This window comes from Saccharopolyspora antiqui (assembly GCF_052246905.1).
Taxonomy (GTDB): Bacteria; Actinomycetota; Actinomycetes; order Mycobacteriales; family Pseudonocardiaceae; genus Saccharopolyspora.
Window position 1 is genome coordinate 1 of record NZ_JBQQBO010000040.1, and the last position, 14,172, is coordinate 14,172.

Genomic DNA, 14,172 nt, shown 5'->3' on the forward strand with positions numbered 1-14,172 from the left:
GTTGTCGGTGGCGATGGCGGGGAGGGTACGCCCGGTCCCATTCCGAACCCGGTAGCTAAGTTCCCCAGCGCTGATGGTACTGCACTCGACAGGGTGTGGGAGAGTAAGACACCACCGACACACAACAAGAGAGAGGGGGGTCCCTTTTCTTCCCGGAAACGGAAAGAAAAGGGACCCCCCTTTTTTTGTTTTCTGGCGTGGGATGTTTTCGGCGCGCGCTGTCGGTGTGACCCCGACTACAGTCGCGGTGTGGATGCTTCGAAGCTCACCAATGGCCAACGCACGTTGAAGCCTCGCAGCAGCGAGGTCACCGAAGGTATGGAGCGGGCCGCAGCGCGGGGGATGCTGCGCGCCGTCGGTATGCAGGACGCCGACTTCACGAAGCCGCAGATCGGGGTGGCTTCGTCCTGGAACGAGATCACCCCGTGCAACCTCTCGTTGCAGCGCCTTGCGCAGGCCGCCAAGGAAGGTGTGCACGCGGCTGGCGGATATCCGATGGAGTTCGGCACGATCTCGGTTTCCGACGGCATTTCGATGGGGCACGTCGGCATGCACTATTCGCTGGTGTCGAGGGAGATCATCGCGGACTCCGTCGAGACCGTGATGGAGGCCGAGCGGTTGGACGGCTCGGTGTTGCTGGCGGGCTGCGACAAGAGCCTGCCGGGCATGCTGATGGCCGCGGCCCGGCTCGACCTGGCCTCGGTGTTCGTCTACGCCGGTTCGATCTTGCCGGGCCGCGTCGGCGACCGCGAGGTCACCATCATCGATGCTTTCGAAGCCGTTGGTGCGTGCGCTCGGGGATTGATCAGCCGCGACGAGGTGGACCGCATCGAACGCGCGATCTGCCCTGGTGAGGGCGCCTGCGGTGGGATGTACACGGCGAACACCATGGCCTGCGCCGCGGAAGCGTTGGGGATGTCGATCCCGGGTTCGGCGAGCCCGCCCTCAGTGGACCGGCGTCGCGATGCGGGCGCGCGCGATGCGGGCCGCGCAGTGGTCGGCATGTTGGGGCGGAGCCTCACCGCGCGGCAGATCCTGACCAAGGAGGCGTTCGAGAACGCGATCGCCGTGGTGATGGCCTTCGGCGGATCGACCAACGCGGTGCTGCACCTGCTGGCCATCGCGCGGGAAGCCGAGGTCGACCTGGACCTGGCCGACTTCAACCGGATCGGCGATCGGGTGCCGCACCTGGCGGATGTCAAGCCGTTCGGCCGCTACGTGATGCCCGCGGTGGACCGGATTGGCGGCGTTCCGGTGGTGATGAAGGCCCTGCTGGATGCGGGTCTGCTGCACGGTGACTGCATGACCGTGACCGGTCGCACGGTGGCGGAGAACCTGGTCGAGCTGGATCCGCCCGAGCTGGACGGTGACGTGCTGCACCAGCTGTCGAACCCGATCCATCCCACCGGTGGGCTGACGATCCTGCGGGGTTCGCTGGCACCGGATGGCGCGGTGGTCAAGAGCGCTGGTTTCGACTCGACGAGTTTCGACGGCACGGCAAGGGTTTTCGATGGTGAGCAGGGTGCCATGGACGCCGTGGAGGACGGCACGCTGAAGCCCGGTGACGTGGTCATCATCCGCTACGAGGGACCGCGCGGCGGTCCGGGCATGCGGGAGATGCTCGCGGTGACCGGTGCGATCAAGGGCGCCGGTCTCGGCAAGGACGTGCTGCTGGTGACCGACGGTCGGTTTTCCGGCGGTACCACGGGTTTGTGCATCGGGCACGTGGCGCCGGAGGCGACCGAAAGTGGGCCGATCGCACTGGTCCAGGACGGCGATCGGATTCGCCTCGACCTCACCAACCGCACCCTGGATCTGCTCGTCGACGGCGCCGAGCTCCAACGGCGACGTCGGAACTGGTCCGCGCCGACGCCGCGATTCCGGCACGGCGTGCTCGGTAAGTACGCGAAGCTGGTCGGCTCGGCAGCCCAGGGTGCGGTCTGCTCGTGAGGAACGGGACTCTCGCCCGGAGCAGCCGGGCGAGAGCTCCGATCACCCGAGCTTCAGTCCCACTGCAACGATGCGCCGGACTGGTACTCGATGACGCGGGTTTCGAAGAAGTTCTTCTCCTTCTTCAGGTCCATCGCCTCCGACATCCACGGGAACGGGTTCTCGGTTTCCGGGAACACCGGTTGCAGGCCGAGCTGGGCGCAGCGCCGGTTGGTGATGAAGTGCATGTACTGGGCGCAGAGTTCGGCGTTGATGCCGAGCAGTCCGTGCGGCATGGTGTCGCGGCCGTAGGCGATCTCCAGTTCGCAGGCTTCGGCCAGCATCCGCCGGATCTCGGCCTGGAACTCCGGGGTCCACAGGTGCGGGTTCTCCAGCTTGATCTGGTTGATGCAGTCGATGCCGAAGTTGAGGTGGATCGACTCGTCGCGCAGGATGTACTGGTACTGCTCGGCGATGCCGACCATCTTGTTCCGCCTGCCCAGCGCCAGGATCTGCGCGAAGCCGGTGTAGAACCACATGCCCTCGAAGACCACGTAGAACGCGACGAGGTCGCGGAGGAACGCCTGGTCGGCGGCGGTGCTGCCGGTGGCGAAGTCGGGGTCTTCCAGGCTGCGCGTGTACTGCAGCGCCCAGGCGTCCTTGTCGGCGATCGAGGGGATCTCCCGGTACATGTTGAACAGCTCGCCCTCGTCGAGGCCGAGGCTTTCGCAGATGTACTGGAAGGTGTGGGTGTGCACGGCCTCTTCGAAGGCCTGCCGCAGCAGGTACTGGCGGCATTCGGGATTGGTGATGTGCCGGTAGACGGCGAGCACGATGTTGTTGGCCACCAGGGATTCCGCGGTGGCGAAGAAACCGAGGTTGCGCTTGAGGAGCAGGCGTTCGTCGGCGCTGAGACCGTCGGTGGACTTCCACAGCGCGATGTCGGCCTGCATGGAGATTTCCGTTGGCATCCAGTGGTTGTTGCAGCCCGAGAGGTACTTCTCCCAAGCCCAGCCGTACTTGAGCGGGAGCAGTTGGTTGACGTCGGCGCGCGCGTTGATCATCGCCTTGTCACCGACGTCGACGCGTCCGGCGGCACGGTCGATCTGACCGAGCCCGGCGGCCGACGCGGACTGGGACTGCACTGAGGTCATCGGAATTCCAATCGGCGGATACCCCGGCCTTCAGCTCGGGGAGGAGTCGATCCCGAGTGTTGTTGGTCTCCACCCGATGATCGGCAGAACGGGGCGGGGCAGTTCCAGGCAAGGACTGCCCCGCGGTATCAGGGAGAAAGCGGACGCCTCACCTGGCGTGTCGGGATCGTTACTGGCAGGCTTCGCAGTCGGGGTCTTCGACCGAGCAGGCGGCGGCTGTCGTGATCGTCGGGACGGCGTTGAGCTTGCCGTCGGTGCCGCGCAGGGTGCTCTTCTCCACGTGGGTCGCGCTGGTGGAGCGCAGGTAGTAGGTGGTCTTGAGGCCCTTCCGCCAGGCGAGCCGGTAGAGCTCGTCGAGCTTGCGGCCGCTGGGTCGGCTGACGTAGAGGTTGAGCGACTGCGCCTGGTCGATCCACTTCTGCCGCCGGGCCGCTGCCTCGACCAGCCAGTGCGGTTCGATCTCGAACGCGGTCGCGTACAGCTCCTTGAGCTGCTGCGGGATCCGCTCGATCGGCCACAGGCTGCCGTCGTGGAACTTCAGGTCCGCGACCATCGCGGCGTCCCACAGCCCGGCCGCCTTCAGGTCGGCGACCAGGTGCGGGTTGACGACGGTGAAGTCGCCGGACATGTTCGCCTTGACGTACAGGTTGCGGTAGACGGGCTCGATGGACTGGTTGACCCCGCAGATGTTGGAGATCGTGGCGGTCGGCGCGATGGCCATCACGTTGGAGTTGCGCATGCCGTCGCGCCGCACCCGTGCCCGCAGCGCGTCCCAGTCCATGGTGGACCCGGCGGCCAGGTCGAGGTCGCCGTCGCGGGCGTCGGCGAGCAGCCGCAGCGAGTCGACGGGCAGGATCCCCCGGCTCCACAGCGACCCGTCGAACGACTCGTACCGGCCGCGCTCGACGGCGAGTTCGCTGGACGCGGCGATGGCGTGGTAGCTGATCTGCTCCATGCTGCGGTCGGCGAACTCGACGGCGGCCGCCGATGACATCGGGATGCGCCCGACGATCAGCGCGTCGGCGAAGCCCATCAGCCCCAACCCGATCGGCCGGTGCCGCAGGTTGGACCGGCGCGCCTCGGGAACCGTGTAGAAGTTGATGTCGATGACGTTGTCCAGCATCCGCACCGCGGTGCGGATGGTGCGTTGCAGCCGCTCGGCGTCGATGCCGTCGGGGGTGATGTGCCTGGCCAGGTTGATGGATCCGAGGTTGCACACGGCGACCTCGTCGGTGCTGGTGTTCAGGGTGATCTCGGTGCACAGGTTGGAGGAGTGCACGACGCCGACGTGCTGCTGCGGGGACCGCAGGTTGCACGCGTCCTTGAAGGTGATCCAGGGGTGGCCGGTTTCGAAGAGCATGGTCAGCATCCGCCGCCACAGCTCCACCGCGCGGACCCGGCGGAACACCCGGATCTCGCCGCGATCGGCGGCCTGCTCGTAGGCGCGGTAGCGCTCGGCGAAATCCTGGCCGTAGCGGTCGTGCAGGTCCGGGGTCTCGTCCGGGGAGAACAGCGTCCACTGCTCGTCGGCTTCGACGCGGCGCAGGAATTCGTCGGGCACCCAGTTGGCGGTGTTCATGTCGTGGGTGCGGCGGCGGTCGTCGCCGGTGTTCTTGCGCAGGTCGAGGAACTCCTCGACGTCGATGTGCCAGGTCTCCAGGTAGGCGCACACCGCGCCCTTGCGGCGACCGCCCTGGTTGACCGCGACGGCGGTGTCGTTGGCGATCTTCAGGAACGGCACCACGCCCTGGGACTTGCCGTTGGTGCCGTTGATGTGGGCGCCGATGCCGCGCACCGGCGTCCAGTCGTTGCCCAACCCGCCGGAGTACTTCGACAGCAGCGCGTTGTTGCTGATCGAATGGAAGATACCGGACAGATCGTCGTCCACAGTGGTCAGGAAGCAGGACGACAGCTGCGGTCGGGTGGTGCCCGCGTTGAACAGGGTCGGCGTCGAGCACATGAAGTCGAACGAGGACAGCAGTTGGTAGAACTCGATGGCGCGGGCCTCGCGGTCGTCCTCGCGCAGCGCGAGCCCCATCGCGACCCGCATGAAGAACGCCTGCGGCAGCTCGAACCGGGTGCCGTCGTGGTGCAGGAAGTAGCGGTCGTAGAGGGTCTGCAGGCCGAGGAACCCGAAGGTCAGGTCGCGTTCCGGCAGCAGTGCGCGCCCGAGTCGGGCCAGGTCGAAGGTGCCCAGTTCGGGGTCCAGTCGCGCCAGTTCGATGCCGCGCCGCACGTAGTCGACGAAGTACTGCGGGTAGCGCTCCCGCATCTCGTCCTGGTCGGCTTCCCGCGGTTCGCCCAGGAAGTTCAGCGCTTCGCGGCGCAGCTGGTGCAGCAGGAGCCGGGCGGTGACCTGCGAGTAGTTGGGTTCGGTCTCGATCAGGGTGCGCGCCGCCATGATCTGCGCCAGCGAGAGTTCGTCGTCGCTGATTCCGGCATAACCGGTGCGCCGCACTTCGTCGAGCACGGCGTCGGCCGAGACGCCGGGCAGTCCGGCGCAGGCCTGGTGGACCACAGTGGACACCCGGGTCCAGTCGTCAAGTGTCTTGGTCACGGGCTCTCTCCCTCGTGAGCTCGGCGAACCGCGATGGCGCGCGAGGACACCGCGGTAGCGCCGCTGGTGGTCCGCGCGGACTCGCCCTCGAAGTCCCGGACAGCACGCTCGCGCGTGCACCGGTGGCAGGTCTTCGGACTCACGGGCGGCCTACTGGTCGTGGCTTCCCAGGCTCTCGCCCAGTGCTGTACCCGCTGCCGTCTGGCAGCCGGGTCACGACGGTCGTTCCCGTTCACCGCTGCGGGGCAGTCCCGGATTCGCACCGGGTTCCCTCTTGCCTCGCCGGATGCCTCCGGCGAACCACCAGCGAGCGACACACTACATGTTGTGTCTGGGGTTGGTGAGCATGGGCAGATATCGGCGTGTCGGTGTCCCGCTCGACAGTCCGGGCACTACGTCGCCAACGACAGCGAGACGGAGCGGCTCAGCTACGACGCGGTGATCGACGAGCCGACGTTGCGCGAGGTCTACCTGAAGCCGTTCGAGCGGATCATCGCGAAGGCGTCGCCGTGGGCGCTGATGGCCGCCTACAACTCGGTCAACGGACAGACCATGACCGAGAATTCCGTGCTGGTGAACGACATCCTCAAGGGCGAGTGGGGTTGGGACGGCGCGCAGGTGGCGGTGATCGGGGAGAGCGCCACGATTCCGGCGGTGCAGGGCGGTGGTTCGCCGCACGTCAGCCCGCCGCACGTGGTGACGCCGCTGGCGGGTCTGCGGGCCACGCTGCCCGACGCGGACGTGGTGTACCAGCGCGGGGTGCGGCATCGGCGGCTGCTGGACGTGCTGGCGCGAACGGAGATCTTCGACCCGACGGGCGAGGGGACCGGCATCCGGGTCGAGTACCTGGACGGCGCGGGCCAGGTCCTCAGCAGCGAGTTGCGCGGCACCGAGCGGCTGGTGTGGCTCGGTGGGCTACCCAGCGGGACGAAATCGTTGCGGTTGCGGGGAAATCTCGCCGCCGAACTCGGCGAGCACCTGTTCGGGGTCAACGGCACCGGGCATTTCCGCGTCGAGGTGTCCGGGCGCGCGGTGCTGGACGTGGCTGCGGTCAGCGCTGACGGTGTCGCCGATCCGTTGGGCGACCTGATCGAACCACCCGAGCAGCGGTTCAACGTCGTGCTCGTCGAATCGGACCTGGACGCGGCGGGCCGAGCGGCGTTGACGGTGGAGTTCACCCCGCGCAGCCTCGACCTGCTGGTCGCCGTCGGGATCGGGCACCGCGCGCGGGAGTGGGACGACGCCAGCGAACTCGCCGCCGCGCTGGCGGTCGCCCGCGAAGCCGATGTCGCGGTGGTCGTGGTCGGCACCAACGACGAGGTCGAGACCGAGGGCCGCGATCGCGCCTCGCTGGACCTGCCGGGCACCCAGAACGAACTGGTCCGCAGGGTCGCGGCGGTGAATCCGCGCACCGTGGTGGTGGTCAACGCCGGGTCGCCGGTGATCATGCCCTGGGCTGGCGAGGTGCCCGCGGTGCTGTGGACCTGGTTCGGCAGCCAGGAGTACGGCGATGCGCTGGCGGACGTGCTGCTCGGTCGCATCGAGCCCGGTGGCCGACTGCCGACCACCTTCCCGGCCGAACTGGCCGATGTGCCGGTCCCGCTGCCCGGTGTCCAACCGGTGGACGGCGAATTGCACTACGCCGAGGGAGATCTGGTCGGGTATCGCGCCTACGCGGACCGCGGCGTGCGCCCGGCATTCCACTTCGGACACGGGCTGGGCTACACCGCTTGGGAGTACGTCGAGGCCGTCGTCGACGGCGATGCGGTGCGGGTGAAGCTGCGCAACACCGGTGAGCGGGCGGGCCGCGAGGTCGTTCAGGTGTATGCCGACGAGCCGTTTCGGTTGGCGGGCTTCGCCGTCGTGGCGGCCGAGGCGGGTGCCGAGGTGTCGGCGATGATCGACGTCGAGCCGGGCGGTGGGTTCTTGGTCGGGCGCAGCGCCGGGGATCTGCGGATCAGCGCGGCGACGAGCCCGTGAGCCGGTCGACCCACGGGCTCGTGCCGATCACTGCTGGGTGAGGTACTTCTGCAGGTCGTCGAGGACCATGTTGGCCGCCATCGGGCCGATGCCGAGGAACCAGGTGTCGTCGGGCACCTCGATGGCCTTGCCGCCGCGCACCGCGCCGAGCGTCGTCCACTGCACCGAGTTGACCACGCCGGTCAGCTGCTGCTTGGCGGTGTCGCCGTAGGCGGAGTAGAACAGCATGTCGCCGTCGGCCTGGGAGATCTGCTCGCGGCTGATCTTGGTGAAGGTCTGGTCGGGCAGTTGGTTCTCGGGGCGGCCCAGGCCCGCGTCGGCCAGGATGGTGCCGATGAACGAACCCTTGTCGTAGAGCCGGATGTCGCCGGGGGTGAAGCGCAGCACGCTGATCTTGCGGGCGGCCGGGTCGCCGACCTGCTTGCCGATGTCGGCGGCGCGCTGCTGGTAGGTGTCCAGGATCTGCTGGGCTTCGGTCTTCTTGCCCAGCGCGTCGGCGTCGAGCAGGAAGTTCTGCTTCCAGTTCTTGCCGACGGTGTCGGCGAACACCGTCGGGGCGATTTTGCTCAGCGCCTCGTAGTTCTGGTCGTCGCGCATCTTGTTGGACAGGATCAGGTCGGGCTGCAGCGCGGTGATCTTCTCCAGGTTGGGCGAGCCGATGGTGCCGACGATCTCGACGTTGCCCGCCTTCTCCGCGAGGTACGGTTGCAGCGACTTGTTGGCATCGGGCAGCACGGTTCCGATCGGTTTGATCCCCAGCGCCAGCACCGAGTCGAGTTCCCCGGTGTCGAGCACGATCACCCGCTGCGGGGTGCCGGTGATCTTGGTCTGGCCCTTGGCGTGCGTGATGATTCGCTCGCCACCCTGCGGCGCGGCGGGCTGCTCGGGGGCCGCCGTGCCGCATGCGGCGACGGTGCCGAGCGCGAGCATGGCGGTGACCGCCGCGAGCAGTCGACGGGGACGGAACATGGTGCTCCCTGCCTGTCCGAGAGGTTCCAAAAGTTCGGTAAGCCTAACCTGATTGGAGTAGGGAGACCAGCTTTGAGACGGTTGTCACCGCGCGGCCAACGGCGTGGCTGATCTCGACGTGGTAGGTGCGGACATGGAGTCGTTGATCCCGCGCGGCCGGTCCGAGATCGCACCGGGTGCGGTTCACCTGCCCGACTGGCTGGACCTCGACCGGCAGCGCGAACTGGTGACGGCCTGCCGGGAGTGGGCGGGTTCCCCGGCGGGCATGCGGTCCGCGCGGCTGCCCAGCGGGGGTGTGATGTCGGTGCGCACCGTGTGCCTGGGCTGGCATTGGTACCCGTACCGGTATTCGCGCACGGTCGCCGACGGCGACGGTTCCCCGGTCACACCGTTCCCGGACTGGCTGGGCGATCTCGGTCGGCAGGCGCTGGCGGACGCCTACCGCCGGGACGCCGCCGACTACCGGCCCGATGTCGCGCTGGTCAACTTCTACGACGCGACCGCGCGGATGGGCATGCACCAGGATCGCGACGAGCACAGCCGCGAGCCGGTGGTTTCGCTGAGCCTGGGCGATACCTGCGTGTTCCGGTTCGGCAACACCGAGAACCGCAACCGGCCGTGGACGGATCTCCAGCTGTGCTCGGGGGACCTGTTCGTCTTCGGCGGCCCGTCCCGGCTGGCCTACCACGGCGTGCCGCGAACCCTGCCCGGCACCGGCCCGGACATCGGCATGACCGGCGGTCGCCTGAACATCACCCTCCGGGTGTCCGGAATGGACTGAGTGCCTTGTGCCCGGGGCGGCGTCGGGCGATTTCGCCCGCCCCACCGCAGAAGGCGAGCGCTGCACGGGCAGGTTTCCGGGTCCGTCACAGCGTGGTCAGGAACATGTAGGCCATGCTCAGCGACAGGACCAGTTCGGTGACCGCCGTGAGCCGGGGTGCGGGCCGGTCGTGGCAGGTCGGCGGAGCACGCAGCAGGTTGGTCCCGGCGAAGCCAGCGCTGAGCGCGCAGTAGATCATCAGAACCCATGCCACCAGCGGAAAGGCGAAGCCAGCGGGTTGCGCTTCGACGACCGCCACAGCGCCGTGGGCGTGGCCGGAGGAGTGCGCGGTCGACAGCGACAAAACGTGCGGGTTCGGTTCGTGCGAGCGGGCGGCGGCGAACATGTACGCCATCGCCAGGCCGCTGACCACGTGGTGCAGGTAGGTCCCGGCTGGTCGGCGGCGCAGCGCCAGGGCGCCCATCCACGCCGCGTTCGCGATGAACAGCGCCGCCCACACCGCCGCTGGGAGGCGCATGAGGTCGGGTAGGAACATCGCCGCCATGCCGACGGCCATCAGGGCGTGCGCGACGTCCACGCTGCTGTCGGTGCGCGCGGTGTCCCCGCGCTGCCCGCGTTGGAGGACGAGGCGGGCCAGGCACACCACGGTCACCGCGATGACCGCTGCGGTCAGTACCAGGCCGAGCATGCCCACCCCCGCGACCGTCGGTATCCGATCGGTGACCCGTGGTTGTTGATTGTTCGCGAGTCGACCGCCGACGGTCTAGGCCCGGAAGGGGACGCCAACGGCGTCCTCGATCACCGGTCCGCGTTGCTCGGCGCGGCATCAGGCGTGGAGCTCACCGCGCCGGGTACGGGCGCGGGGTTCGGCTACTGTCCAATGAGGACGATCTTCCGGCGGCGGCGCAGGACGATCGGGACCACCAGCAGTGCCGCGGCCAGCACCAGGATCGTTGCGGAGATCGGCCGGGTCAGGAACACCGTCCAGTCGCCCTCGGCGAACGACATCGCCCGGCGGAACTGGGTCTCCAGCAGCGGCCCGAGCACCGCGCCCAGGACCATCGGCGCGACCGGATAACCGCTGCGGCGCAACAGGAAACCGAGCCCGCCGAAGGCGAACGCGAAGGCCATGTCGACGACGTTCTGCGAGATCGCGTACACGCCGAGGGTGGCGAACACCAGGATTCCGGCGGTCAGCAGCGACTGCGGCACGGCCAGCAGCTTGACCCACACCTTGACCAGCGGCAGGTTCAGCGCCAGCAGCATCACGTTGCCGATGTAGAGGCTGGCGATCAACGTCCAGACCAGCGCCGGTTCCTCGTCGAACAGCAGCGGTCCGGGCTGCAGGTTGTAGATCTGGAAGGCGATCAGCAGCACACCGGCGGTCGCCGAGGTCGGAATGCCCAGCGTCAGCAGCGGTGCCAGGGTTCCGGAGAACGCGGCGTTGTTCGCCGCCTCCGGCCCGGCCACGCCTTCGATCGCGCCGTGCCCGAATTCCTCGCGGTGCTTGGACAACCGGCGTTCCAGGTTGTAGCTGAGGAAGGTCGGGATCTCCGCGCCCCCGGCGGGCAGCGAACCGATCGGCAGGCCGATGGCGGTGCCGCGCAGCCACGGCTTCCACGAGCGCCGCCATTCGTCCCCGGTCATCCACACCTTGCCCGTCCGCGGGATGGCCTGCGTCGGGTGGTGGCGCATCCGGCTGGCCGAGTACAGCGCTTCGGCCACCGCGAACAGCCCGACCGCCAGCGCCACCAGCTCCATGCCGTCGTAGAGCTCGGCAACGCCGAAGGTGTAGCGCGGCTGCCCGGTGAGGTTGTCGATGCCGATCAACCCGATGGACAGGCCGAGGAACAGCGTGGCCAGGCCCTTCACCACCGAGTCGCCGACCAGCGAGGTGACCGTGACGAACGCCAGGACCATGATCGCGAAGTATTCGGCGGGCTGGATCAGCTTGCCCACCTCGGCCATCCACGGCGCGAGGAAGGTGATGCCGACCGTCGAGATCGTGCCCGCCACGAACGAACCGATCGCGGCGGTCGCCAACGCCGCGCCGCCGCGTCCCTTCAACGCCATCGGATGGCCTTCGAGAGTAGTCGGCACCGAGGCCGTTTCGCCGGGGATGTTCAGCAGGATCGCGGTGGTCGATCCGCCGTACATGCCGCCGTAGTAGATCCCGGCGAACAGCACGAAAGCGCCGATCGGGTCGAAGACGTAGGTGACCGGCAGCAGCAGCGCCACCGTGGTGGCCGGGCCGAGACCGGGCAGCACCCCGACCATCGTGCCGATCGTCACCCCGACCAGCGCGAGCAGCAGGTTCTGCCACACCAGGGCAGTGCCGAAACCGCTCAACAGGTTCTGCAGAACGTCCATGTCAGAATTTGTCCTTGGACTCGTTTTGCGTGGCGGTGCGGGTGGCGGAACCTCAACAAGAGCGAAGACAAGCAGTCAGAACGCCAATCTGACGATGCCCGGTGGCAGGCTGACGCCCAGCAACCGGTCGAACAGGAAGTAGGCGGCCAGCGACAGCACCAGTCCGATCACCAGGTCGCGCACCGGTTTTCGGCTGCCCAGGATCCGCGCCACCAGCGCGAAGAACACCGTGCTGGACTGCCAGAACCCGGCCGGGACCAGCAGCAGCACGTAGCCGCACAGCGTCGCGGCGAGCTTGGCGACCGCGCGCCAATCCGTCCCGCCCGGCTCTCCGGTGTCGACGCCGCGAACGGACCGGGCCAGCGCGATCGCACCGAACAGCGTGGTGCCCGCGCCCACGATGAGCGGGAACACCTGCGGTCCCACCGCCTGGTAGGTGCCGCCGGAGTTGATGGTGAAGGAGCCGACCAGCACCACGAGGCCGACGGCCAGCACCAGCAGCGCGCTCAACCGCGCGGCCCAGGGGCGGACCTCGGTGTCGTCCTTGGATTCCTCCGCAACGCTCATGACGTCAATCCCAATTCCTTCAGCACCGTGGTCACCATCTCCTCGTGCTGCTTGATCCGGGCCGCGAACTCATCGCCCGGCAGCCATTCGTCGGTCCAGTCGTTGCGCACCAGCACCGCGCGCCAGCAGGGGGTGTCGCGCATCCGCCGGATCAGGTCGATCACCTCGCGCTGCTGCTGCTCGTCCAGACCGGGCGGGGCAAGCACCCCGCCGACCGAGGTGAGATCGAGGTGTTCCATGCCCAGTTCGCGCAGCGACGGGGCGTCGATGCGGGGTGCCCGGTTGCCTCCGGTGACGGCCAGGGCGCGCAGTTCGCCCGCCTCGATCTGGCCGCGCATCTCGGTGACCGTCGCGACGCCGACCTTCGCGGTGCCGCTTAGCAGCAGGGTGAGCATTTCCCCGCCGCCTCCGGTGGCGACGTAGTTGAGCTGGTCGGGCGCGATTCCGTTGTCCCTGGCCAGCAGGGCGGCCAGCAGGTGGTCGGGACCGCCCAGCGAGCCGCCGACCCAGGAGGTGCCGCGCGGGTCGGTCCGGAAACCGGCGATGAGATCGGCCATCGTCCGGTACGGCGAGTCGGCGGGCACCACGATGGCGCTCTGGCTGGTCGTCAACCCGGCGATCGGGGTCAGCGTGGTGAGGTCCACCGGTGAGTCGTTGCGCACGATGCCGCCGAGCATCGTCACGGTGTCCATCACCATGAGCTGGTGCGGATCGCCGGTGTGCACGACGAACTGCGCCAGCCCGATCGTGCCGCCCGCGCCGGGCACGTTCGTCACGGTGGCGGCCCGATCGGTCACGCCGCAGTCGTGCAGCGCGGTGTCGATCGAGCGGGCCCGGGTGTCCCAACCTCCGCCGGTGCTGCCGGGCGCCAGGATCGAGATGTTCTTGCTCGGATAGGGGCCGCCGCCGTCCACCGGTCCGATGGCGCAGGACGTGGTGAGCAGGGCGACCGCGAGCAGCAGTCGTGGTGCCTTCACCGGCCACCACCTCGCAGCAGTCCGGCGAAGAAGTCCCGGACCGGGTCGAGCACCCGCATCGGCTCGTGCGCGACACCGTCCACGATGTCGAAACGCACTGCTATGCCGTGCTTTTCGAAGTTCTCGCGGAGCGTGGTCAACCGTTCGACGCGGGTGCGCCCGGCGTCCTGCGCACCGTCCATCCAGTTGGAGTCGCCGGGGTTGTTGATCTCCCAGGTCTCGGTGTCCTGGCTGCCGACCACCATCTGCACCGGCACGGCCGCGAGTTCGCCGAGCTTCGGGGTCGCGCCGATGGCGTCCTCGATGCCGCGCAGCCCGAGCCACCACGGACGGTCCTCGTCGATCAGGGTGATCCGGCCCGGCGCGCCGATGGAGACCCCGGCAAGCCGGTCGGGGTGCAGGTAGAAGAAGCGGTGCGCGAACTGGCCGCCGCCGGAGAAGCCGTGCAGCAGGAACCGCTGGGTTCGCACGTTGTACCGCTCGCCCACCTCGTCGACGATGGCCAGCAGCACCAGGTCGAACCGGATGTCGCCGTACCGGATGAACTTGAAGTTGTGCAGGTCGTCGGGGTCGCCGATGGCGGCCGGGAACAGCGGGGCGAGCACGATGCAGCCGTGCTCCTCGGCGAATTCGGAGAAGTTGTCCCGGTATTGCGGTCCGCGCCGACCGGTGCCGTGCTGCAGCACCACCAGCGGCAGCGCCTCGCCGTCCGGATCGTGCTGCTGGGGCACGTGCAGGCAGTACGAGAAGCGCTGGTCGTAGCGCGAGGCGAAGAGGGGCGTCGCACCGGCCGAGTAGAACCCCCGCGGGTCCTTGGGACGCTGGCTGTCCGACATCGATGTTCCTCCCGAGGAGTCGCTAGGCAGGGAATCGTGGTTCGTGCCCGGC

At 68.4% G+C, this 14,172-nt stretch carries 11 protein-coding genes, 1 rRNA gene and 1 riboswitch; of the genes, 4 read left to right on the forward strand and 8 right to left on the reverse strand.

Features of this window, described 5'->3' with window-relative positions:
- Positions 1 to 3: 3 nt before the first annotated feature.
- Together rrf and ilvD are read left to right on the forward strand one after the other, a co-directional pair.
- Positions 4 to 120, forward strand: a 5S ribosomal RNA gene (gene rrf, locus ACTWQN_RS36195).
- A gap of 129 nt (positions 121 to 249) precedes the next feature.
- The gene (ilvD, locus tag ACTWQN_RS36200) at positions 250 to 1,950 is read left to right on the forward strand and encodes a dihydroxy-acid dehydratase (protein ID WP_443208184.1); all 1,701 of its coding nucleotides are present in this window, start codon (positions 250 to 252) and stop codon (positions 1,948 to 1,950) included.
- 53 nt (positions 1,951 to 2,003) lie between these two features.
- Here the strand turns inward: ilvD and ACTWQN_RS36205 are convergent, their stop codons facing one another.
- Positions 2,004 to 3,083, reverse strand: coding sequence for a ribonucleotide-diphosphate reductase subunit beta (locus ACTWQN_RS36205; protein WP_443208185.1), 1,080 nt, complete (start codon positions 3,081 to 3,083; stop codon positions 2,004 to 2,006).
- 169 nt (positions 3,084 to 3,252) lie between these two features.
- Positions 3,253 to 5,640 (reverse strand): ribonucleoside-diphosphate reductase subunit alpha, encoded by a 2,388-nt coding sequence (locus ACTWQN_RS36210; RefSeq protein ID WP_443208186.1) that lies wholly within the window; start codon positions 5,638 to 5,640, stop codon positions 3,253 to 3,255.
- Positions 5,641 to 5,747: 107 nt separating this feature from the next.
- A riboswitch (cobalamin riboswitch) is annotated at positions 5,748 to 5,960 on the reverse strand.
- A gap of 7 nt (positions 5,961 to 5,967) precedes the next feature.
- On the opposite strand from ACTWQN_RS36210, the gene ACTWQN_RS36215 reads away from it, so the two are divergent.
- Complete coding sequence (locus ACTWQN_RS36215) at positions 5,968 to 7,620, forward strand: glycoside hydrolase family 3 C-terminal domain-containing protein (RefSeq protein WP_443208187.1); 1,653 nt, start codon at positions 5,968 to 5,970, stop codon at positions 7,618 to 7,620.
- Between the two features lie 27 nt (positions 7,621 to 7,647).
- On the opposite strand, the gene ACTWQN_RS36220 is transcribed toward ACTWQN_RS36215, so the two are convergent.
- Positions 7,648 to 8,589, reverse strand: coding sequence for an ABC transporter substrate-binding protein (locus tag ACTWQN_RS36220; protein WP_443208188.1), 942 nt, complete (start codon positions 8,587 to 8,589; stop codon positions 7,648 to 7,650).
- Positions 8,590 to 8,722: 133 nt separating this feature from the next.
- On the opposite strand from ACTWQN_RS36220, the gene ACTWQN_RS36225 reads away from it, so the two are divergent.
- Positions 8,723 to 9,370 (forward strand): alpha-ketoglutarate-dependent dioxygenase AlkB family protein, encoded by a 648-nt coding sequence (locus ACTWQN_RS36225; RefSeq protein WP_443208189.1) that lies wholly within the window; start codon positions 8,723 to 8,725, stop codon positions 9,368 to 9,370.
- 85 nt (positions 9,371 to 9,455) lie between these two features.
- Here ACTWQN_RS36225 and ACTWQN_RS36230 read toward each other — a convergent pair whose 3' ends face one another.
- From ACTWQN_RS36230 to ACTWQN_RS36250, 5 genes are all read right to left on the reverse strand, one after another.
- Positions 9,456 to 10,058, reverse strand: a complete 603-nt coding sequence (locus tag ACTWQN_RS36230; protein WP_443208221.1) for a DUF5134 domain-containing protein — start codon at positions 10,056 to 10,058, stop codon at positions 9,456 to 9,458.
- Between the two features lie 182 nt (positions 10,059 to 10,240).
- A complete protein-coding gene (locus tag ACTWQN_RS36235) occupies positions 10,241 to 11,740 on the reverse strand; it encodes a tripartite tricarboxylate transporter permease (RefSeq protein WP_443208190.1) in 1,500 nt (499 codons plus the stop codon).
- Between the two features lie 75 nt (positions 11,741 to 11,815).
- On the reverse strand, positions 11,816 to 12,307 hold the full coding sequence (locus tag ACTWQN_RS36240) for a tripartite tricarboxylate transporter TctB family protein (RefSeq protein WP_443208191.1): 492 nt from the start codon (positions 12,305 to 12,307) through the stop codon (positions 11,816 to 11,818).
- Positions 12,304 to 13,284, reverse strand: a complete 981-nt coding sequence (locus ACTWQN_RS36245) for a tripartite tricarboxylate transporter substrate binding protein (RefSeq protein ID WP_443208192.1) — start codon at positions 13,282 to 13,284, stop codon at positions 12,304 to 12,306. The genes ACTWQN_RS36240 and ACTWQN_RS36245 overlap by 4 nt, the downstream gene beginning before the upstream one ends.
- Positions 13,281 to 14,120 carry an alpha/beta hydrolase family protein gene (locus tag ACTWQN_RS36250; RefSeq protein WP_443208193.1) on the reverse strand — a complete coding sequence of 280 codons (840 nt, stop codon included), beginning with the start codon at positions 14,118 to 14,120 and terminating at the stop codon, positions 13,281 to 13,283. The genes ACTWQN_RS36245 and ACTWQN_RS36250 overlap by 4 nt, the downstream gene beginning before the upstream one ends.
- Positions 14,121 to 14,172 lie beyond the last annotated feature (52 nt).